Here is a 19,574-nt window from a genome sequence, read left to right as displayed (position 1 = left end):
GGTGCCGTTCGATCTGGGCGCGACAGTGCGCCTCACCGCCGACTGCCTCAACCCGGACGGCACACTCACCGCGGCCACCACCGCAACAGTGGTCGTGACCCTCCCGGACGGCACGACGGCCAGCCCCGCACCAGTGGAGACGGGAACGCCGGGCCGCTACCGGGCGGACTACGTGACCGAGATGCCCGGGCGCCACATGGTGCGCTGGCTGTGGTCCGGACCCGCCCACGCCTACACGGACACCTTCGACGTCCGCGAGGCGACACCGCCCACGATCCTCTCGCTTCAGGAGGCCAAGCGACACCTGAAGAAGACCGACGACCGGGACGACGAGGAGATCCGCGACTGGAACGAGGCGTGCACCAGGGCGGTCGAACAGTTCGTCGGCCCCGTCGTGATGCGCACGGTCACCGAGAACGCGCGATTCGTCAGCGCCCGCTCCCTGGCACTGACGCTGACGCCGGCGGTCGAACTGACCAGCGTCACCTCCGCGACCGCGAGCGGCACGTCGTACAACGTCGACGATCTAATCCTGGATGGCGCCACGGGAATCGTCACCCGGCTCGACGGCGGTCTGATGTACGGCCCGCTGCGGTTCGTGTACGTCGTGGGACGCCCGATCGTGACGGCGAACATCCGCGGGGCGGCCCGGATCATCCTGCAGCACCTTTGGCGCACCAGGCAGGGCCCTGGCCGGCCGCAACGAGGGATCGAGGACTTCGACGTCACCGAGCCCCTCCCTGGTCTGGGCTTCGCCATCCCCAACCGGGCCGTGCAACTGCTCGACCCGGACCGCCTGCCGCCGGCGGTGGGGTAGATGACCACTTCATCCCTGCCTGCGGCGATCGCTTCCCTCCTCGGCATCCTGGAATCCTCGAGCGCACCGGCGTTGGCCAACGTGACAATCGTCGACGGGCCACCGGCAGATGACATTGCCACGCAGGACTTCCTGGCCGTCGGCTGGTCTGGCGGCGAGGACCAGAGTGCCGAGCTGGTCCAGGACTTCAACGCAGCTGGCGCACGCACCCGTGACGAGGAATTCACCATCGCCTGCGTCATCGACGTCTGGAACGGTGATGACGGCTTCGCCGAGGTGCGGAATCGAGCCTTCGCCATCTTGGGCGTCGTCGAGGCTGAGCTCCGCGCGACTGCCGCAAACCCTGAGGCGCCGACCCTGAACGGCGCTGTCCTGTGGGCGCATCTGACACGCGCGTCACTGCGCCAGTACTTCACCGACCAGGGTGCGCGGGTGGCCCTGGGTTTCACGGTGTCCTGCCACGCCCGGATCTGAGAAGGAGAAGCAGATGGCGCGTGTGCGCTTTGTCGGCGCGGAGCCGGTGACCGTGCCGGAACTCGGCGGGCGGTCTGTCCAGCCGGACGAGGTCGTCGTGGTTCCCGACGACCGGTTCGACGGCTACGTGTGTCAGCTCGGCACGTGGGAGGCCGTGGAGGAACCGAAGCAGGAAGGGCCGGAGCCGTCCCTTCCTGCCCCGAAGAAGACCATCGCGGCCCGGGCGCCGCAGAAGGATGAGGGCTGATCATGGCGATCGGATCCGGACTCGGCGCCCAGATCGGGATCGCCGCCGAGTCGACCTACGGAACCTTCGCGGCGCCGACCAGGTTCCTGGAGTTCACACAGGAATCCCTTCAGCTGAAGAAGACGACCGCCCAGTCTGCGGGCATCGCGGCCGGCCGCCTGATGGCGCTGGCCTCCCGGCGCGTCGTCACGCGCCGGGAGGCCAGCGGCAGCCTCTCCCTGGAGGTGACGAACAAGTCCATGGGGCTGCTGCTGCAGGCCCTGATGGGCACGACGGTCACGCCGGTGCAGCAGGCCACGACCGCCGCCTACCTGCAGACCCACACCCTGGCCAGCGTCGCGGGCAAGAGCCTGACGATCCAGAAGGGTGTCCCGTTGACCACGGGCGTCGTCACCGACAAGACGTTCCTCGGCTGCAAGGTGATCAGCGGCGAGTTCTCCTGTGGTGTCGGCGAGATGTTGACGGCATCGTTCGAGATTGACGGCAAGTCGGTCGATGAGGGGCAGACCCTCGCGGCGGCCAGTTACTCGAACATGTCGCCGTTCCACTTCGGGCAGATGGCGGTGAAGGCCGGCAGTTTCGGCGCGGAGACCGTGCTGGACGGCATCCGCAAGATGACCTGCAAGGTGGAGCGCCCGCAGGACACCGAAAGGTTCTACGCGGGGCAGTCGGCGCTCAAGGCCGAGCCCATCGAGAACGACCAGGTGAAGATCACTGGCAGCATCGAGACGGACTACGTCGCCACTATCCTCGACGACCTGCACACCTCTGATGGCGCGACGTCGGTCGTGTGGGAGTTCGTCGGCCCGCTTATCGAGGCGACGCACTTCGAGACGTTCCGGATCACGTTGCCCGCGGTCAAGCTGGACGAGGGCCCGCCCACCGTGGACGGCTTCGGTGTCGTCAAGCCCACGTTCAACTACACGGCGCTGTACGACGGCACGAACCAGCCGAAGATCGAGTACATCTCGACCGACGTCACTCTGTGAGTCGATCGTGACCCGGGACATCCGGCTGCTCGGCACCGGCCAGCTGCTGGAGCTGCAGCGCCGCCTGCGCGCCGCAGGGCACGAGAACCTGCGAGCGTCCATGCAGCGCCGGATCCGCCGTGCCGCCGAACCTCTTCGCACCGACCTGCAAGCGGCGATCCAGACGACGCACATCCGCCCGCCCGGCCGCACCACGCGGCCGGGCGGGCCATCGCCCACCAGCCGCCCACTGCGGGCCACGATCGCCTCGGCGATCCGCATCAGCGTCCGCACAACCTCCGGCACGGCCGGCGCCCGCGTGTGGATCGACCGCAGCGCTCTGCCGCCTGACCTCGTGAACATGCCGAAGACGATCAACGACGGGCGGATCCGGCACCCCGTCTTCGGCAACCGCAGGCGGTGGGTCACGCAGTGGGCCCAGCCCCCCTGGTGGGACACCACCGTCCGCCGCCACACCCCCCGTATGGAGCGAGAGGTGGCCCGCATCGTCGACGACGTGCGCCGCCGCCTCGAATAGGAGCAAGCCCGTGATCATCATCTATACGCCGGCTGGCGGCGAGCCCGAGGAGTACGACGCGTCCACGCTGCGGATCTCCGAGGTGTCGGTCGTGCAGCGCACCATCGACATGAAGTGGGCCGACATTAAGGCCGGTCTGCCGGACGAGGACTTGGACGCGATGCGCGGCATCGTCTGGGTGCTGAAGAAGCGCAGCCAGCCGTCCCTGCGGTTCAGCGAGTTCGACCCCGGCGTCACCGAGATGGTCACCCGGTACGACAAGACCGAGATCCGCAACTTGGTCGAGAACGTCATGGCCTCGGTGTCCCGCGACCCGAGCATCAGCATGGACAAGGTCGCCGAGGCGCTGAGCGACCTGGCCGACGCCGCCCACGATCCGGAGCACTGCCGCCAGCTGATCGCCGAACTCACCGCGCAGGATGCCCCAAAAGAGGAGCCGTCCCCCGAGGAGACCTCGCCGTCCGAGCCGAGCCCGACCCCGACGTCGAGCACGCCCGACTCCAGTACCTCGGACTCTTCGCCCACCTCCTCCACATCCCCCCAGCAGCCGTCGATGACCTGACCGTCGACGACTTCTACAACCTCATCGCCTGGATCGACGCCCACCAGACGCAGCTCGCAGCGGAAGGCGGTGACTGATGGCCCGCCTCGACTTCACCCTGGTCGGCCGAGACCAGCTCTCCCGGGTCCTGGACCGGGCGGGCGATGCCAGCGACCGGCTCGGACGGCGTCTGATGGCGATGTCCAGCAGTGGCGACGCCGCCGTGCGCCGGTTCACCAACAACGCGGCCCGCAACCTGGCGGGCTTCGAACGGGACACCACCGCGGGCAGGAAGGCGCTGACTGCGCTGCGGCAGGCGTCGCTGCTGCTGGCGCCCGCTGCGATCCCCGCCGCCGCGTCGCTGGCGCCGATCGCCGCCGGCGCCGGGGCGGTCACCGTCGCGCTGGGCGCGATGGGCGCCGCGCTCGGCCCGCAGATCTCCAAGCTCGGCGAAGCCTCCGACGCGCAGAAGAAGCACGCGGACGCTGTCGCCAAGAACGGGGCCGCCTCGAAGGAAGCCGCAGCCGCCGAGCTGGACTTGCAGCGGGCCATTGCGGACATGCCCGCACCGACCCGGCGCGCGGCGGCGGCCGTCGCAGACTTGAAGGAGAACTACGAGGACTGGTCCGACAGCCTGGCCGGCGACACGATGGAGCCCTTCACCAAGGGCGTCGCCCTTGCCAACGAACTGCTGCCCAAGACGACCGGCCTGGTCAAGGCGGCATCGGGCGAGACTGACCGGTTCATGACCATCCTCGGCGGCGAGATGGCGATGCCGGGCTTCGACCGGGCCAACCGCCGGTTCACGGAATTCGCCGATTCGACGATGCAGCGCGTCAACGACCGCCTGGTCCACCTGCTGCGCATCTCCGAGACCGGCGAGGTCGGCGGCAACGCCCGCCGCTTCATGGACTGGGCGCGCGCCCAGGGGCCCACCGTGGCGGCCACGCTGTCCAGCGTGGCGAGCGCGCTGGTCACCGTCCTGGAGGCGGGCAGCGACGTGGGCGTGAGCCTGCTGGGCGTCATCAAGGTGTTCGCGGACATCGTCGCCGCCGTCCCCCCGGGAGCGATCGCGCTGTTCCTGCAGCTGGCCATTGCCCTGAAGTTGACGAAGGCGGCGGCGCTCGGAATGGCCGCGGCCCGGACCGCGCTCGTCGGGTTCGGTGCCTCGCTGGTCGCGATGAACACGGCCGCGGCTGCGGCGCCCGGCCGCCTCGCCGCGGCCCGCGCCGCCATCGCCGCGCTGTCCCGCACAGCGAAGGTCGCCCTGGCGGGCACGGGCATCGGCCTGCTGGTGCTGGGACTGACCGAGCTGGCTCAGCTCGGCCGGCAGGCACCGCCCGACGTTGACAAGCTGACCGGCTCGCTCAAGCAGTTGGGCGCCACGGGCGCCGTGACGGGCGAGTTGGCCGGACACTTCGGCAAGGATCTGGGCGACTTGCACGGCAAGGTGTCCGCCCTGACCGACCCCAGCACCACCGACAAGGTCCAGCAGTTCATCGTCACCCTCGGCGGCCTCGGCAACTGGGACTCCACCCCGGTCAAGGACGCCAAGGAGAACATCGACAGCATCGACAAGGCGCTCGCCGGGCTCGTCTCCAACGGCCAGGCCGACTTGGCGGCAGCCGCGCTGAAGCGCTTGACTGCCGAGTACGGCAAGGGCGGCCGGGACACCAGCGCGTTCACAAGCCAGCTGGGCGACTACAAGTCGGCGCTGGCCGACGCAAAGTTCGAGGCCCAGCTGGCGGCCGAGGCCCAAGGGCTGTTCGGTCGGCAGGCGATGTCCGTGCAGGAGAAGCTGGCAGCCCAGAAGACCAGCGCGGACGGACTGCGCCAGTCGATCCAGGCCCTCTCTGACACGAGCCGCAGCGCGTTCGACGCGCAGACGAAGTTCGAGGAAGCGGTCGACAACGTCACCAAGTCGATCCGGGAGAACGGCGCCACCCTCGACGTCGGCACGGAGAAGGGGCGCGCCAACCGCGACGCCCTGAGCCAGATGGCGTCGGCCACCCAGGACGCCGCGGCCAAGGCGCGCGAGAACGGCGCGACCTGGGAGACGGTGGCCGGGATCTACGACAAAGGCCGAAAGACCCTCGTCGACAACATCGCCGCGATCACCGGCAACAGGCGGGAAGCCGCTCGGCTGGCCGACCAGCTGCTGAAGATGCCCAGCCCGAAGATGCGCCTGGAGATGCGCACCGAGGACGCGGTCCGCAGCCTGGACTCCGTCATCTCCGCCATCCGCAAGACGCCGGGCGCGAAGTCCGTCAAGGTCAAGGCGCTGACCAGCGACGCCATCTCCCTGCTGCGCGACCTGGGGTTCCGGGTCGAGCGCATGAAGGACGGCCGGTTCAAGGTCATCGCCGAGACCGGCACGGCCAAGTCGAACATCGCCGCGGTGCAGCGGGCCCGGGACGCGCTGAAGTCGAAGACCATCGACCTGAGGGCGCGGGATCTGGCCTCGGCCCAGGCGCGCGCGATCCAGCGGGCGATCGACAACCTGCGGGGCAAGACCGTCACGGTCACCACCGTGCACCAGACCCTCGGTCTGGAGGGCACCGCTGGCCGACAGAACCGGCACGCCAAGGGGTACGCCAGCGGCGGCCGGCCGAAGCCGGGTGAAATCGCCTGGGTCGGTGAGAACGGCCCCGAGCTGATGCAGTTCACCGGCACCGAGCGGATCTTCGATCACCGCACCTCCATGTCGATGATCAAGCCGAGCGCCGAGGCGGGAGCCTCCGCCGGTCAGGGCCTCATCGTCGGCATGACCGGATCGACGTCCGGAGTCCGCGCGGGCGCCCGCGCGATGGCCGCCGCCGTCACGGCAGGCATCCGCGAGGAGCTGCAGATCGCGTCTCCGTCGAAGAAGACGAAGGCGCTGGCGAAGGACGTCGGGAAGGGATTCATCGACGGCCTCACCGGCAGCCGGGACAAGATCAAGGCGGTGGCCAAGGATCTGGCCACCGACATCAAGTCGGCGTTCTCCGGCAAGAAGGAGTCATCGCTGCTGGCGATGGTGGACAAGCAGACGAAGAAGCTGCTCGACGCCGCCGACAAGCGCGACAAGATCGCCAAGCGCATCGCTGAGGCGAAGTCCTTCGCCGCCGATGTCACCAAGACCGCGCGCGACCAGTCGTCCCTGTCCGCGCTCGGCATGCAGCCGGAGGAGGTGACCGCCGGCGGCATCAAGGCCGGGCTCGCGTCAAAGCTCGCGCAGATCAAGCAGTTCACCAAGTACATCGACATCCTCGCCAAGCGCGGCCTCGCCAAGGGCCTGCTGCGGCAGATCCTCAACATGGGACCCGAGGCGGGCTACGCCTACGCCTCCGCCCTCGCCGGGGCCGACAAGGCCACGATTACCTCGATCAACAAGACCCAGAACGCGATCGACAGCGAGTCGAAGAAGCTCGGCAACAAGGGAGCCGACCACCTCTACGACTCCGGCAAGAACGCCGCGAATGGCTTCCTGACCGGGCTGACGAGCCAGAAGAAGGACATCGAAAAGCTCATGGAGGGCATCGCCAAGGCGATGCAGAAGAGCATCAAGAAGGCGCTCGGCATCAAGAGCCCCAGCAGGGTCATGGCGGAGATCGGCGCCTTCTCCACCCAGGGCCTGGCCCGCGGGCTCACCGAGGCGCTGCCCGCCGTCGACCAGGCCCTCGGCGTCGTCAGCCAGCGGGTCGCCTCCACCCGGCCGGTCATCGGCCGCGCGGCGGTGACCGGCACCCGCGGCGGGATGAACTTCTACGTCACCGTCGAGGTGGCGCCCACAGCCGACCGCATCGCGATCGGCCGGGAGATCCGCACCACTTTGCTGGACCTGAAGCGGACCAACGGCGGGGCCGCCCTCGGTCTCGCCTGACAGAAGGGAGGGGCCGGTGACGCGTCCCATCGTGGAGGTCGCCTTCGGATATACGCTGGCCTCAGCGTCACCGGCGTGGACGGACATCACCCAGTACGTCAACCTCGCCCGTGGGATCGACATCACCCGGGGCGCGCAGGACGAGCTGTCCGACACACAGCCCGGCACGGCCACCCTGTCTCTCGACAACAGCGATGGGCGGTTCACCCCCGGCCGGACGACGGGCGCCTACTACCCCAACGTCAAGAAGGGCGTCCCGATCAGGATCCGGGCCGTCTCCGCCGGCCGGAACCTGGTGACGAACCCGTCGTTCGAGACCGGGCTGACGGACTGGTCGAAGAGCGCGACCCCCACGATCGCCCAGTCCTCGGCACGCGCGAAGGTCGGCAGCCAGTCGCTGCTGCTGACCTTCGGCGGTGTCGGTGTGGGCGGGCAGACCGCCCAGACCACGGTGTACGGCCTGGACATCGGCACCACCTACACCGCGAGCGCCTGGGTGTGGGTCCCGGCGGGCGCCACGCACGTGCACCTGCGGGTGGCAGGCATCGCCGACGGCGCTGCCTCGACGCTCACCGACACCTGGCAGCGCATTACGGTGACCTGGACGGCGACCGCCACTCAGCACGTGCTCGGGGTGCGCTCCTTCACCACCCCGACGTCCGGCCACCAGGTGTGGATCGACGCCGTTCAGGTGTGGGAGGGCAGCAGCCCGCTGCCGCTCAACCTGATCGGCAACTCCTCCTTCGAGACCGACATCTCCGGCTGGGTCAGCTCCGGGTCGCCCACTCTGAGCCGGTCCACGGTCCGCGTCTACGAGGGCGTCGCCAGTCTCCTGGTGACGTGGCCCGCGGCGGCCGGAACCTTCGCCGCCACGACCGTCGGCGGGCTCGCGTCCGGGACGACGTACACCGCGAGCGCCTGGGTATGGGTCCCGGCCGGACATCCGGCGGTGCAGTTGCGCATCGCGGGCCTCGTCAGCGGCGCCGCGAGCACGGTGACGGGCGCCTGGCAGCGGATCACGGTGACGTGGACCGCGACCGCAGCGTCGCACGATCTGCGCCTCCAGCCGGTCACCACCCCCACCGCCGGCCAGCAGGTGTGGGTGGACGCGGCCCAGGCGGAGGAAGGGGCCACGCCGTCGGCGTACACCCCGCTCGACGGCGCGCAGATCCACGCCCGCTATTACGGCACGGTCAACCAGTGGCCCGTCGACTGGCGCGGCCTGTTCTCCGAGGTCAGCATCACCTGCACGGACGTCCTGACCTGGGCGGCACTCGCCAAGCAGCTCAAGCCCATGCTGGTCCAGGAGGTGCTACTGGACCGGCCGACCGTGTACTTCCCGCTGACCGAGGCATCCGGCAGCACCAGCGCCGGCGACCTGTCCGGCACCGCGGGCGTCGGCGCACTCGCCGTCACCTCGGCAGGATCCGGCGGCACCCTGGAGTTCGCCGCCGGTACCGGACCCAACGAGCTTCCCGCGCCCGTGTTCACACCCTCCTCGTCGACCGTCGGCAAGTACCTGACGGGCAACCTCGGGCCCACCTTCGAGGACGCCAACACAAGCTGGCGGGCGCGAATCGAGGTCTGGTTCTCCACCTCGGTCACCGGCCGCGTGCTGCTGGCGCTCGCCTCATCCGACAACGCCACCAAGCTGGTCATGCTCCTGGACTCCGGCGGGGAGATCTCCCTGGAGAAGGCGCAGAACGGGCTCAACGAAACCCTCTACGTCTTCGGGTCGCCCAACCTGGCCGACGGCCGCCTGCACCACGTCATCTACGACGAGCTGACCAGCGATGTCGTCGTCGACGGCGTCACCTACAACCAGCCCATGGCGGCCGGTGACGGGCTGCGCGTGCTCAGCATCGGCGGCTACCGGAACGCGCGCCTGTGGTCCGGCAGCATCTCCCACGTCGCCGTCTACCTGCGGTCGGTGACCACGGCCGACCTCGCGTCGCACCGGATCACCGGCACGACCGCCCACGTGGGTGAGGGCGCGGACGAACGGCTCACACGGCTCGCCTCCTACGCCGGCCTGAGCATCACCACCCAGGGCACGGTGTTCGACGGCATGGCGTCCCAGGCCGAGCTGGGCCGCTCCGCGCTGGAGCACATGCGGGAGGTCGAGACGACGGAGTCCGGGAAGCTGCTGGCCTCCCGCGCGAGCGCGTCCCTGCTGTTCCAGTCCCGGGACCTGCGCTACAACCCAGCCTCAGCGGTGTCCCTCGTCTACGCCGACCTGGAGACGGACGGCGTCCGGTACGCAGATGACGACCAGAAGCTGGTCAACGACTCGACGGGGAGTCGGGTCGGCGGCGCCACCCAGCGCGCCTACAACCAGGCCTCCATCGACACCTACGGCGTGAAGTCGCGCGACCTGACGCTGTTCAAGGACAACGACAACTCGGCCGCCGACGCCATCAACTGGCTCGTCTCCCGCTACAGCGATCCGCCGCCAGAGATCCGGCAGGTTCCCGTCGAGGCCTACTCCCTGCCGCTGGCCACCTACCGGGCGCTGCTCACCGCCGACGTGTCCACGGCGATCACCATCACCGAGCTGCCCGCCCAGGCGCCCGCCTCCACGGCGACGCTCACCATCGAGGGCTACACCGAGCGCATCAGCCTGAGCCAGCACCACCTGGATTTCCACACCTCGCGGGCCGACACCGACGCCGTCTGGGTCCTGGATGACCCCGTCTACTCCGTCCTCGGCTCCACCACCCGCCTCGCCTACTGAAAGGGGACGCTGTGGCCATCGACATCCTGCGGGCCGAGACGTTCTACCTGCCGCCGCCGACCATGCCCGCGGACGCCTGGGCCGATGTCCCGCCGGCCGAGCTGGTCTGGCGGTGGTACGAGACCCGCACCGGCCGCCGCGTCATCCCGCCCGAGGGCGAAACCGGAGAGTCGTACTACGCCCGCATCAACCAGAACCGGTGGGTGGCCGACTGCAGCAGCTGCGGATCCGCGCAGGTCGTCTCGCCGGCGGACCCGCGGTACGCGTGCGTCGAATGCCTCTGGGGCTGGAGCGCGCTCGTCTTCCCCGAGGACGTCGCCGCCGTCGAGGCCAGCCTGATGCATCTCAAGCCGTCCCTGCGGAACTGGTGGCACGCGGACGACCCGGCCAACCCGGACCGGCCGCCAGCCGACCCAGTGCCCGAGCCGGGCCCGCTGAGCGAGGTGTAGCGCCGTGACGTTCGCACCCCGCACGTGGGTCGTCGGTGAGGTCGTCACAGCGGCCCTTCAGAACCAAGAGATCCGCGACCAGTTCAACTCGATGTTCGCGGCCTGGACGTCGTACACGCCGACCTGGACATCGAGCACCGCACCCAGCCTCGGCAACGGAACCCTCGTCGGCCGCTACATGAAGATCGGCCGCACCGTGTTCGTCGTCATCCACCTGACCACCGGATCCACGACCACCTACGGGTCCGGCTCCTACAACTGGAGCCTGCCGGTCACGGCCGCCAGCGGCGGCGCTGCGGTCGTTGGAACGGCGCAACTGCTCCACACCAACCGATGGCTCGGCCAGATCGTGATCAGCAGTGGCGCCGCCAACTGCTCGGCGTTCTTCCCGCCGACGAGCACCGACACCCGTGCCGCGTTCTTCAACGCCACGACGCCCGAGACGCTGTCCGCCGGCGCCCAGATACGGCTGACGTTCATGTACGAAGCCGCGTCCTGACCCCACCCCGCCTCTTCGCCCCGCGCCCACCGGCCGGGGCGTTCTCGTTCCTGGAGCCCGCCTTGGCCACACCCATGTCCGCCGCCGCCTTCCTCGACTGCCTGCGCGACGAGGGCCTCGACGTCGTCGAGGTCGGCAACTGGGAGACCCACAACCGCAACAGCAAGGGCCCGTGGGGCCCGGTCAACGGCGTGATGATCCACCACACCGTCACCCGGGGCAGCGCCACCACGGTCGAGCTGTGCCGCAAGGGCCACAGCACCCTGCCCGGCCCGCTATGCCACGGCGTCATCACCAAGGACGGCACCGTCTACCTCGTCGGCTACGGCCGCGCCAACCACGCCGGCCTCGGCGACCCGGACGTCCTCGCCGCGGTCATCGCCGAGCGCGCCGCGCCCGCCGACAACGAGGCCACCGTCGACGGCAACCGGCACTTCTACGGCTTCGAGTGCGAGAACATGGGCGACGGCAAGGACCCATGGCCGGCCGAGCAGATCGAGGCGATCGTCCGCGCCATCACGGCGATCTGCCGCCGCCACGACTGGTCGGCGCGCTCCGCGATCCGGCACCTCGACTGGCAGCCCGGCAAGATCGACCCTCGCGGCCCCGGCATGGACTGGGACGACATCCTCAGCCGCGTAGCCGCCCGGCTCGCCGGGGCCACGCCCAGCGCGCCGAAGCCCCCGGCGCCCAAGCCGCTGCCCAAGCCGGTCAAGCCGGTCGTCGACCTGTCCCGGCTGGTCGCTGCAGCCAAGTCCAACCCGGCCGCCAAGGGCACGCCGGTCACGTACAGCGGCGTCCGCACGGTCGAGGCCGCCCTCGTCGACGCCGGCCTGCTGGCGAAGCGGTTCTCCGACGGTCACTTCGGGACCAGCACGATCGCCGCCTACGCCGCCTGGCAGCGCAAGCTCGGCTACCGCGGCAGCGACGCCGACGGCATCCCCGGCAAGACCAGCCTCACCCGCCTCGGCGACAAGTACGGCTTCACCGTCACCTCCTAACCACCTCCTAGTCAGGAACGCCCATGAAGATCTTCGGTAGAGAGCCGGTCGTCGTCCTGAACACCGTGTCTGCGGTGCTCGGCCTCATCGTGTCGATCGGCGTGACCCCGCTCTCCGCGGAGATGGCCGGCGCCATCGTCGGCGCGGCCACCGCCATCCTCGGCGCCATCGCCGCCGCGATGACCCGGCCCATCGCCCCGCAGGCCTTCACGACCGTCGTTGCCGCGGGCGCCGTCCTGGTGGGCACGTTCGGCTACGAGGTCAGTCAGGAGACTGTCGGCGCCATCAACACCGCGGTCCTAGCCGTCCTCACGCTGCTGACCCGGGTGCAGGTCACCCCGTCCAGCCCGTCCGCACCTGCCGGCCCGCGGGGCGTCTGATCGGAGTAGCACGTGCCCGACGAGCTGAGCGTCGGCGAACTCGGGCGCGCGGTCGCGGCCCTCCGCCAAGAGATCCAAGCCATGGGCCAAGGCATCAACCAGCGCTTGGACAAAGTGGTGTCGACCGAGGTCTACACGCTCCAGTCCGCCTACACCGACCAGCGCATCACCGCCCTGTCGCAGGACTTGCAGAAGGTCGCGGACGCGCGTGACGCGCTGGAGAACGCCTTCGAGGCGTACCAACTGGCGGAACGGGATCGGCGAGAGCAGGAGAGGCAGAAGCGCCTGTACCAGGCAGTGATCCCTGTCCTGCTGGGACTGCTGTCTGCCGCGATCGCGATCTGGGCGGTGGTGGCGAAGTGACCGGCTTCCGCAAGAAGCGCCGCCTGCTCCGGCTGCCGCGCGCCGAATGGCTCATCGGCCTCACCGCGGTCCTGGTCGTCGCCTTCCTCGGCTGGCTCGCCATCCACGTGGTGCTGCTGTCGCGCGACCTGCGCACCGCCAACGAGGCCCGGGACGCGCTGGCGACGCAGGTGCAGCGCCTGGGAGGGAACCCGGTGGCTGGGCCGCCCGGATCACGTGGCGAGCCAGGCGAGTCCGTGCGCGGACCGAAGGGCGACCCGGGGGAACCGGGAGAGCCCGGTGGCCCCGGCGCGTCCGGCGAACCAGGGCGTCCGGGTCCGTCCGGTTCACCCGGCCGGCCAGGCGAAGCAGGCGAAGACGGTCGGCCCGGTGAGCCAGGCCCATCGGGGCAGCCCGGAGCAGATGGAGCCCCAGGCGCGGACGGCGCCGACGGCGAGGCCGGCGAGGCCGGACCTCCCGGACCGCAGGGCGAAGCCGGACCGCCCGGACCCGCCGGACCGCAAGGCGAGCGCGGCGAGAAGGGAGAGCCGGGCGAGCAAGGGCCGCCTGGCCCAGCGCCATCGAGCTGGACGTTCGAGTACCGGGGCGCAACCTACACCTGCACTCCGGACGGCGACGGCTCCACCCATTACACCTGCCGCCAGACCGGCGGAGAGCCCGAACCTGAGCTGCCCGGCCCGCTCGCCGCGGCCATGGACCCGCACCGCCGCCAATACCCGTAGGAGGACGCATGCCTGACCCGATCCCGCTCCAGCCGCGCCGGGACGACACGGCCGCGGACATGCGGTCGCTGGTGCAGCTGGGGGAGGCCGAACCCCAGCCCATACCCGCCCCGGCCGCCAACCCGTTCCTCGAGCCCGACTGGCCGCCCGACGACGAACCCGCGTGAACGGCAGTGCCCCGCCCTCCTGCTTCGGCAGGGGAGCGGGGCGCTTCGTCGTGTCTGGGGACTTCCTAACTGCCTCCTAACTCAGGAGGTGTACGCGTCGAGTTGCGCGTCTCAACTCTTGATAACCCACACGTATCGCGGGCCCCCGCTCCACCGAGGAGCGGGGCCCTGCGTCATGCCCGGAAGTGCTGGCGATCACTCAACTCTATGGTTGATAATGACAGTTATTCCATACTGATGGAGGCCGTGGATGGATGAGCTAGTGCAGTGGCTGCGCGCCCAGCTCGGCGAGGACGAAAGGATCGCCCTGGCGGCGCCGAGTGGCCCTTGGGCGGCTGACGCCTCTGGCAGCATCGCCGCTGCCGACGGCGGCCGTGTGGTCCCTTCGGTCGGCGGCGCGCTGGACGGCCGGGCCATCCGGTGGCCTGAGGGCCCGGTGGTTGGGCACCTCGTGGCGCATGATCCGGCGCGGGTGCTGCGCGAGATCGACGCCAAGCGGCAGGTGCTAGGCGAGCACCTGCCCCGGAAGCCGAAGGGGCGACCGAACATGGAGCGACACTGCCTGTCGTGCACCACCGCGCAGGCCTGGGATGACACGGCAGGGGAGTCGAACTGCCTGACCCTCCGCCTGCTCGCCCTGCCCTACGCGGACCGGTCCGGCTACCGGGAGGAGTGGCGGCCGTGAGCACCCTTGTCCCGCCCCAGAGGGCTACCTGGCATCGCGACGTCGTCCTGTCGGATGGCCGCGTCTATCCGCTACGCAACCGGCTCTCCGAAGACATCCGCGGCGACATCAGCGACGAGGCTCTAGGTCTCACAGGTGAGCAGAGCCGGGCATCCACTGCTGTGCACGAACTGGGGCACGCAATGGTGTGGCTCGCCAGCGGTCTCCATGTGCAGTACCTCGGAGTGGGGATCGGGCCGGGCGGTCAGGCTGCATGCAAAGCCGTCACGAAGACCCCGCAGGAGCTCATGGCGCGAGTCACGGGAGTCGTGGCAGGCGAACGAGCCCAGGACCGGTGGTTGCGCGAGACCGGCTTGTGGACTTCGGACTTGGCGGCCATGGCCGAACTCGGCGCTGCTCACGACCGGGCCTACGTCTTTGCCTGCGGCCCCGAGCCCCAGCCAGGCTTCGGCGATGGCCAGGTCGACTACAGCGTCCTGCATGACCTGGCAGACGTAGCGCTTGACGCAATCTGGGGCAAGCTCATGACAGCTCTGCCGATCCTGACCCGCGTAGGCAAGATGACCGGCGACGAACTAGCCAACCACGTCGGGCTGCGTAATGGACCTGCTCCCGCTGCTCAGAGGGGACACTCGTGACCACCCTCGTCCCCCGCCCGCCGGCGGAGCTGTCGACCGACCGGCACGACCCCCGCGACGACTGGCCCGCCGAAGCCCGCCAACTCGCCGACCACCTCACCGCCATCTACGGCGACCACGACCCGCTACCCACCGCCGCAGGCGCCTGGATCGCGCGGCAGGAATCCGAGCACACGATGCGCGCCTACGCGCGCGCGTTCCGGCGCTGGGAGGAGTACGCCCGCTCCACCAAAGCCCACCCACTCACCGCGAAGATGCCGCTCGCCGAGGCCTACGCCAAACGCGTCGCCAACACGCCCACCCGCAACGGCAAGCTCCCGCAGGACGCGACTGTCGTCCAGACCCTCTCGGCCGCCGCGTCCTTCTACACCTACGCCATGCGGCTTGGAACGGCCGAGGCGAACCCCTTCGCCGGGATCAAGCGGCCCCGCGTCGATCCCGACTACAGCCCCACCGAAGGCATGACCGAGGAGGAGACGACCCGGCTCATCGAGACCGCACGCGACTGGGCGCCCCGCTCCTACGCCCTCGTCATGCTCCTCTACCTCACCGGCGCCCGCGTCGACGAACTCCTCTCCCTCAACGCCGACCAACTCGGCTACGACCGAGGGCACCGCACCCTGCCCCTCACTCAGAAAGGCGGCAAGAAGCGGCCCGCACCCGTGCCGCCGCTCGCCCTCGACGCGCTCCTCGCCTACCTCGGCGACCGCACCGACGGCCCCCTCTTCACCACCGAGACCGGCCGCCGCTGGACCCAGCCCGAAGTGTGGAAGCACCTCCGCGTCCTCGCCCGACGGGCCGGAATCCCGCAAGCCGCCACAATCAAGCCCCACACGCTGCGGCACCAGTTCATCACCGACAACCTCGCCAACGGCGTCCCCCTCCAAGACGTCCAAGACGCCGTCTCCCACTCCGACCCGCGAACCACCCAGCGATACAACCGACGCCGACGACAGCTCGACAACCACCCCGCCTACGCCCTCGCCGCACGGCTGGGGGAGCGTCTTCACCCGCAAGAGGAGAATGCGTGAGCGACGACACGAACAACGTGGTGCAACTCTTCCGCGAGGAGCCGAACGCACGCATCAAGCGAGAGATGGCAGAGAGCTGGGAACTCGCCTTCATCGAAGCTGGACAGTCGCTGAGTGACCCGGAGACGGCAACCAGCGCACGAGTAGCGATCAAGGTGATGAGCCACTTCATACGAGGCCACTACGAGGTCGGCCACATCACAGAAGAACAGAGGGACTCACTCCTGTGGTGGCTCAGCACTGGAACATATGCAGCGGACGAGCTGCACAAGTAGCCTCCGCTCTTGACGCCCTCGCGCCACACTGCTGACCCTGGCCCGCCGAGCATCCCCCGTCTCGGCGGGCCTTCTGTGTGCCGCGAGAAACCCGTGGCCGATATCTACCGCCGTGGCTGGATGTGATGCATGGTGGCGCGCACGGGATCCCGCATCCTCCCCCGGGTGAGGTCCCCCTCGCTGGGCCCTGCCGTCTACTGCGGATGGCAGGGCCCGCCGCGCCTCCCGGCTCCCCACGGGAGGCCCGCGGCTGCCCTGAGCCGGACGGGCTGCGTCGGCTGCGTGCCCGCCATAGGCTGGACCCTGCTCGGGGCAGGCACTGGAGGTCCCCTCATGCCCCGCACCATCTGGTCCGGCGCCATCAGCTTTGGCCTGGTCACCGTGCCGATCAACGTGGTCAGCGCCACCGAGAACCACTCGATCCAGTTCCACCAGTACCACCTCGAGGACATGGGCCGCGTCCGCTACAGGAAGGTGTGCGAGCTGGAGGACCGTGAGGTCGCACAGTCGGAGATCGGCAAGGGCTACGAGCTCACGAAGGAGCGCGTCATCCCGATCACCGACGAAGACCTCAGCAACCTGCCGCTGCCGACCGCGAAGGCGATCGAGATCGTCGCGTTCGTGCCACTGGAGTCCGTCGACCCGATCCGGATCGGCGAGGGCTACTACCTCCAGCCGCGCGAGCAGGTCGCAGCCAAGCCCTACAAGCTCCTCGTCCAGGCACTCGGCCGCTCCTCCCGGGTCGCCGTCGCGAAGTACGCCTGGTCCGGACGCGAGAGGTTGGGCCTGCTGCGGGTCCGTGACGACGTGCTCGTCCTCCACTCGATGCGCTGGCCCGACGAGATCCGCGACCCCACCGAACTCCTGCCCCCGCCCGTCGAGCTGTCCGACGACGAGGTCCAGGCCGCGCTGCAGCTCATGGACAGCCTCACCGTCGACGAGCTGGAGGGCGACGAGTTCCAGGACCGGTACACCGAGGCCATCGCCCAGATCATCGAGGCCAAGCGCGAAGACCGCGAACCGCCTGAGGTGCCGGAGCCGGAGCAGCCGGCCAAGCTCGTCGACCTCATGTCCGCCCTCCAGGAGTCCGTCAGCAAGGCGCGGGCCTCCCGCGGCGAAGACGCGGAGGTGCACGAGCTGCCTAAGAAGCCGGCGAAGAAGCAGCCTGCCAAGAAGACCGCGGCGGAGAAGACGACCGCTCGGCGTCCGCGGAGCGCCTAGCCGTCGAGGAACCCCAGCTCCGAGTCGGGTCGGCATGCCGAGCAGGCCTTGACCCCGTCGGCGAGTGCCCGCAGCGCGTCGTCCCGGCTGATACCGCGCGTCCGCTTCCCGGCGTTCCAGCAGCCGCCGACGTGCACCTGTACCGGCGGGGAGTCCTGGTTCAGGCCCAGCTCGAGCAGCCAGTCGGGCGGCGCCGGCCGGGCGGCGAGTCCGCGCTGCCGCTCCGCCTCCCGCCGCTCGGCGTCCGCGATCTGCCGCCGCACCCGGTCGAGGGTGTAGACGAGCCACGTCTCCAGCGTGCGGAGCCGGGGCAGGTCAGGCGGCAGGTCGTCCACGACTCCAGCTTGCACCAAAAATCGAACAGGCGCTCTAATCGGGGCATGGCAAGGCACCGCGTCGACTACCTCACCCCCGTCCAGAAGCGCATCCTCCGCTACATCCGCGAGCAGATCACCGACCGCGGCGAGGCCCCCACGGTCGCGGAGATCGGCGAGCATGTCGGCATGACCAGCCGGGCGTCCGTCCACTACCAGCTCGTCGAGCTGCAGACGAAGGGCGCCATCGCGCGCGAGCCGCGCCGGTCCCGCGGAATCCGGCTCCTGTGACCAGCCCCGGCCGCTACCACGTCACCCTGATCCTCGCGGGCCGGCCCACGCTGCACGGCTGGTGGGATGACGAGCCGGTCGCCCGCCGCCAGTTCGCGAGCCTCGTCGGTCAGTGCGGCAGGCCCGGCGCCCGCGTCACCCTCGTCGACGAGGCGACCGGCGAGACGTTGACGGAGTGGCCAGGCGGTGCCCAATCCTCTGCCATGCTTCCCGCATGATCCATGAGAAAGAACCGGTGGCAGCAGAAGAGGACGGCTTCGAGGATACGGAGGCTGACTTCGCCGACCCAGGCCCTGGGGGCACCTACGTGCTGTCCTCGCGGCGGCCCGGCGCTGTCAGTGCCGGCCCGTACAGTGAAGACACCTAGCACCCGAGACAAGTCGGGTTGCTGCTGCTGGTCCCGCCCCGGCGTGATGCACCGGGGCGGACTGCTGTCAGCCCTCCCTGTGCCGGACGGCCTTCTTCAGCTCCATCTCGACGTCGTACCGCGACAGCCCGGCCTCGTTGGCGTGCGCGGTCACGGCATCCTGCACGGCCGCCGCGGTGTCGACGGTCAGATGCCCGGCTTGGATCTCCTCCCAGGCGGCGCGTTCCAGGTCCAGCAGGGCGTCGGGGAACTGTATGTCGCTCACGGGCGGATCCTACGTGGCGTCGTCGGTGGCCTCGGGTGCGGCTGGCCGCCGTGGGTGTTCGGCGCCGTGGCGGCGGACGTACCACTCCATGAAGCGGCGGATCTCGGCTGACCGGTCGCTGTCGACGCGCGCAACTGCGGTGCCGAAGTCGTCCCACAGTTCGTCGTCGACTCCGCGCACGCCGCGCAGCTTGTTCCGGTGCTGATTCGCCATAGAGCCATCATGCACGGGTGGTTGACCACCCGTCCAGAGGATGCCACTATGTGGGTGGTTAACCACCCACACTTGAGGGAGAATGCGGCATGACCGCCAATGGACTCGGTGACGTCAAGGTCGGCGACAAGTTGATACTGGCCACCGGCAACCGCTACAGGGGGGATGAGCCCGTCACCATCTCTCGTGTCGGCCGCAAGTACCTGTACGTCGCCCGCGAGGACGGGCGCGAGCTGCGCGACCGCTTCCACCGGGACACCGGCGTCGAGGACAGCCAGTACGGCGCCCGTCAGCGGCTGTACACCCCCGAGCAGTACGAGGAGCAGGCGCAGCGCACCAGCCTGTTCGACGGCCTGCGTAGGGCCGGGATCGACGTCACGCACGAGGTGCGCAGCGACTTGACCACTGACCAGTTGCGTGCGTTGCTCGCCGTCGTCCAGCCCACGCCCTGACCTGGGCGGATTGAACGAAGCCCCGGCCTGAGGAAAGCAGGCCGGGGCTTCGTTGTGCAC

At 69.7% G+C, this 19,574-nt stretch carries 26 protein-coding genes; 22 read left to right on the top strand and 4 right to left on the bottom strand.

Features of this window, described 5'->3' with window-relative positions; translation table 11 throughout:
* Position 1: 1 nt before the first annotated feature.
* The 13 genes from ACIG0D_RS27230 to ACIG0D_RS27170 all read left to right on the top strand — a co-directional run bounded on the left by ACIG0D_RS27230 (position 2) and on the right by ACIG0D_RS27170 (position 12,873).
* A complete protein-coding gene (locus ACIG0D_RS27230; RefSeq protein ID WP_399805862.1) occupies positions 2-817 on the top strand; it encodes a hypothetical protein in 816 nt (271 codons plus the stop codon).
* Positions 818-1,291, top strand: a complete 474-nt coding sequence (locus tag ACIG0D_RS27225; RefSeq protein ID WP_399805860.1) for a hypothetical protein — start codon at positions 818-820, stop codon at positions 1,289-1,291.
* Positions 1,292-1,304: 13 nt separating this feature from the next.
* On the top strand, positions 1,305-1,538 hold the full coding sequence (locus ACIG0D_RS27220) for a hypothetical protein (RefSeq protein ID WP_399805858.1): 234 nt from the start codon (positions 1,305-1,307) through the stop codon (positions 1,536-1,538).
* 2 nt (positions 1,539-1,540) lie between these two features.
* Positions 1,541-2,527 carry a phage tail tube protein gene (locus ACIG0D_RS27215; RefSeq protein ID WP_399805856.1) on the top strand — a complete coding sequence of 329 codons (987 nt, stop codon included), beginning with the start codon at positions 1,541-1,543 and terminating at the stop codon, positions 2,525-2,527.
* A 7-nt stretch (positions 2,528-2,534) separates the two neighbouring features.
* Positions 2,535-3,044 carry a hypothetical protein gene (locus ACIG0D_RS27210; protein WP_399805853.1) on the top strand — a complete coding sequence of 170 codons (510 nt, stop codon included), beginning with the start codon at positions 2,535-2,537 and terminating at the stop codon, positions 3,042-3,044.
* A 10-nt stretch (positions 3,045-3,054) separates the two neighbouring features.
* Positions 3,055-3,606 carry a hypothetical protein gene (locus ACIG0D_RS27205; RefSeq protein WP_399805851.1) on the top strand — a complete coding sequence of 184 codons (552 nt, stop codon included), beginning with the start codon at positions 3,055-3,057 and terminating at the stop codon, positions 3,604-3,606.
* 76 nt (positions 3,607-3,682) lie between these two features.
* The gene (locus ACIG0D_RS27200) at positions 3,683-7,447 is read left to right on the top strand and encodes a hypothetical protein (protein ID WP_399805849.1); all 3,765 of its coding nucleotides are present in this window, start codon (positions 3,683-3,685) and stop codon (positions 7,445-7,447) included.
* A 16-nt stretch (positions 7,448-7,463) separates the two neighbouring features.
* Positions 7,464-10,181, top strand: a complete 2,718-nt coding sequence (locus ACIG0D_RS27195) for a carbohydrate binding domain-containing protein (RefSeq protein WP_399805847.1) — start codon at positions 7,464-7,466, stop codon at positions 10,179-10,181.
* Positions 10,182-10,192: 11 nt separating this feature from the next.
* Entirely contained in the window at positions 10,193-10,630 is a 438-nt protein-coding gene (locus ACIG0D_RS27190; RefSeq protein WP_399805845.1) for a hypothetical protein, read from the top strand.
* Positions 10,631-10,634: 4 nt separating this feature from the next.
* A complete protein-coding gene (locus ACIG0D_RS27185) occupies positions 10,635-11,129 on the top strand; it encodes a hypothetical protein (protein WP_399805843.1) in 495 nt (164 codons plus the stop codon).
* 62 nt (positions 11,130-11,191) lie between these two features.
* Positions 11,192-12,130: an N-acetylmuramoyl-L-alanine amidase gene (locus tag ACIG0D_RS27180; protein ID WP_399805841.1), complete on the top strand. Its 939-nt coding sequence runs from the start codon at positions 11,192-11,194 to the stop codon at positions 12,128-12,130.
* Between the two features lie 23 nt (positions 12,131-12,153).
* Positions 12,154-12,510 (top strand): hypothetical protein, encoded by a 357-nt coding sequence (locus ACIG0D_RS27175; protein WP_399805839.1) that lies wholly within the window; start codon positions 12,154-12,156, stop codon positions 12,508-12,510.
* Positions 12,511-12,522: 12 nt separating this feature from the next.
* Positions 12,523-12,873, top strand: a complete 351-nt coding sequence (locus ACIG0D_RS27170; protein ID WP_399805837.1) for a hypothetical protein — start codon at positions 12,523-12,525, stop codon at positions 12,871-12,873.
* Positions 12,874-13,199: 326 nt separating this feature from the next.
* On the opposite strand, the gene ACIG0D_RS27165 is transcribed toward ACIG0D_RS27170, so the two are convergent.
* A complete protein-coding gene (locus ACIG0D_RS27165; protein ID WP_399805835.1) occupies positions 13,200-13,412 on the bottom strand; it encodes a hypothetical protein in 213 nt (70 codons plus the stop codon).
* Between the two features lie 191 nt (positions 13,413-13,603).
* Here ACIG0D_RS27165 and ACIG0D_RS27160 point away from each other — a divergent pair, with 191 nt between their 5' ends.
* The 6 genes from ACIG0D_RS27160 (at position 13,604) to ACIG0D_RS27135 (ending at position 17,612) form a co-directional block, all read left to right on the top strand.
* A complete protein-coding gene (locus ACIG0D_RS27160) occupies positions 13,604-13,762 on the top strand; it encodes a hypothetical protein (protein ID WP_399805833.1) in 159 nt (52 codons plus the stop codon).
* 250 nt (positions 13,763-14,012) lie between these two features.
* On the top strand, positions 14,013-14,447 hold the full coding sequence (locus ACIG0D_RS27155; protein ID WP_399805831.1) for a DUF6221 family protein: 435 nt from the start codon (positions 14,013-14,015) through the stop codon (positions 14,445-14,447).
* A complete protein-coding gene (locus ACIG0D_RS27150) occupies positions 14,444-15,085 on the top strand; it encodes a hypothetical protein (RefSeq protein WP_399805829.1) in 642 nt (213 codons plus the stop codon). The genes ACIG0D_RS27155 and ACIG0D_RS27150 overlap by 4 nt, the downstream gene beginning before the upstream one ends.
* The gene (locus tag ACIG0D_RS27145; protein ID WP_399805827.1) at positions 15,082-16,116 is read left to right on the top strand and encodes a tyrosine-type recombinase/integrase; all 1,035 of its coding nucleotides are present in this window, start codon (positions 15,082-15,084) and stop codon (positions 16,114-16,116) included. The genes ACIG0D_RS27150 and ACIG0D_RS27145 overlap by 4 nt, the downstream gene beginning before the upstream one ends.
* Complete coding sequence (locus ACIG0D_RS27140) at positions 16,113-16,391, top strand: hypothetical protein (protein WP_399805825.1); 279 nt, start codon at positions 16,113-16,115, stop codon at positions 16,389-16,391. The genes ACIG0D_RS27145 and ACIG0D_RS27140 overlap by 4 nt, the downstream gene beginning before the upstream one ends.
* Before the next feature lie 333 nt (positions 16,392-16,724).
* Positions 16,725-17,612: a Ku protein gene (locus ACIG0D_RS27135; protein ID WP_399805823.1), complete on the top strand. Its 888-nt coding sequence runs from the start codon at positions 16,725-16,727 to the stop codon at positions 17,610-17,612.
* Here ACIG0D_RS27135 and ACIG0D_RS27130 read toward each other — a convergent pair.
* A complete protein-coding gene (locus ACIG0D_RS27130) occupies positions 17,609-17,947 on the bottom strand; it encodes a DUF6233 domain-containing protein (protein WP_399805821.1) in 339 nt (112 codons plus the stop codon). The two genes, ACIG0D_RS27135 and ACIG0D_RS27130, sit on opposite strands and share 4 nt — an antisense overlap.
* Positions 17,948-17,992: 45 nt before the next feature.
* Between ACIG0D_RS27130 and ACIG0D_RS27125 the strand changes: the two genes are divergently transcribed.
* Positions 17,993-18,217, top strand: a complete 225-nt coding sequence (locus ACIG0D_RS27125) for a MarR family transcriptional regulator (protein ID WP_399805819.1) — start codon at positions 17,993-17,995, stop codon at positions 18,215-18,217.
* Positions 18,214-18,435, top strand: a complete 222-nt coding sequence (locus ACIG0D_RS27120; protein WP_399805817.1) for a hypothetical protein — start codon at positions 18,214-18,216, stop codon at positions 18,433-18,435. The genes ACIG0D_RS27125 and ACIG0D_RS27120 overlap by 4 nt, the downstream gene beginning before the upstream one ends.
* A gap of 216 nt (positions 18,436-18,651) precedes the next feature.
* Here the strand turns inward: ACIG0D_RS27120 and ACIG0D_RS27115 are convergent, their stop codons facing one another.
* On the bottom strand, positions 18,652-18,849 hold the full coding sequence (locus tag ACIG0D_RS27115; protein ID WP_399805815.1) for a hypothetical protein: 198 nt from the start codon (positions 18,847-18,849) through the stop codon (positions 18,652-18,654).
* Positions 18,850-18,858: 9 nt separating this feature from the next.
* The gene (locus tag ACIG0D_RS27110; RefSeq protein WP_399805813.1) at positions 18,859-19,062 is read right to left on the bottom strand and encodes a hypothetical protein; all 204 of its coding nucleotides are present in this window, start codon (positions 19,060-19,062) and stop codon (positions 18,859-18,861) included.
* Between the two features lie 89 nt (positions 19,063-19,151).
* Here ACIG0D_RS27110 and ACIG0D_RS27105 point away from each other — a divergent pair, with 89 nt between their 5' ends.
* Positions 19,152-19,514 (top strand): hypothetical protein, encoded by a 363-nt coding sequence (locus ACIG0D_RS27105; protein WP_399805811.1) that lies wholly within the window; start codon positions 19,152-19,154, stop codon positions 19,512-19,514.
* Positions 19,515-19,574 lie beyond the last annotated feature (60 nt).

The sequence above is a fragment of the Streptomyces sp. NPDC052773 genome (assembly GCF_044547145.1).
Lineage (GTDB): Bacteria > Actinomycetota > Actinomycetes > Streptomycetales > Streptomycetaceae > Streptomyces.
The sequence above is the reverse complement of the archived record's forward strand: the minus strand, read 5'-3'. Positions and strand labels throughout refer to the sequence as shown.

Coding starts and splice junctions, on each gene's coding strand:
- ACIG0D_RS27225 (WP_399805860.1), top strand. CDS start 818: ATGACCACTTCATCCCTGCCTGCGGCGATCGCTTCCCTCCTCGGCATC.
- ACIG0D_RS27220 (WP_399805858.1), top strand. CDS start 1,305: ATGGCGCGTGTGCGCTTTGTCGGCGCGGAGCCGGTGACCGTGCCGGAA.
- ACIG0D_RS27215 (WP_399805856.1), top strand. CDS start 1,541: ATGGCGATCGGATCCGGACTCGGCGCCCAGATCGGGATCGCCGCCGAG.
- ACIG0D_RS27200 (WP_399805849.1), top strand. CDS start 3,683: ATGGCCCGCCTCGACTTCACCCTGGTCGGCCGAGACCAGCTCTCCCGG.
- ACIG0D_RS27175 (WP_399805839.1), top strand. CDS start 12,154: ATGAAGATCTTCGGTAGAGAGCCGGTCGTCGTCCTGAACACCGTGTCT.
- ACIG0D_RS27160 (WP_399805833.1), top strand. CDS start 13,604: ATGCCTGACCCGATCCCGCTCCAGCCGCGCCGGGACGACACGGCCGCG.
- ACIG0D_RS27155 (WP_399805831.1), top strand. CDS start 14,013: ATGGATGAGCTAGTGCAGTGGCTGCGCGCCCAGCTCGGCGAGGACGAA.
- ACIG0D_RS27135 (WP_399805823.1), top strand. CDS start 16,725: ATGCCCCGCACCATCTGGTCCGGCGCCATCAGCTTTGGCCTGGTCACC.
- ACIG0D_RS27125 (WP_399805819.1), top strand. CDS start 17,993: ATGGCAAGGCACCGCGTCGACTACCTCACCCCCGTCCAGAAGCGCATC.
- ACIG0D_RS27110 (WP_399805813.1), bottom strand. CDS start 19,062: ATGGCGAATCAGCACCGGAACAAGCTGCGCGGCGTGCGCGGAGTCGAC.
- ACIG0D_RS27105 (WP_399805811.1), top strand. CDS start 19,152: ATGACCGCCAATGGACTCGGTGACGTCAAGGTCGGCGACAAGTTGATA.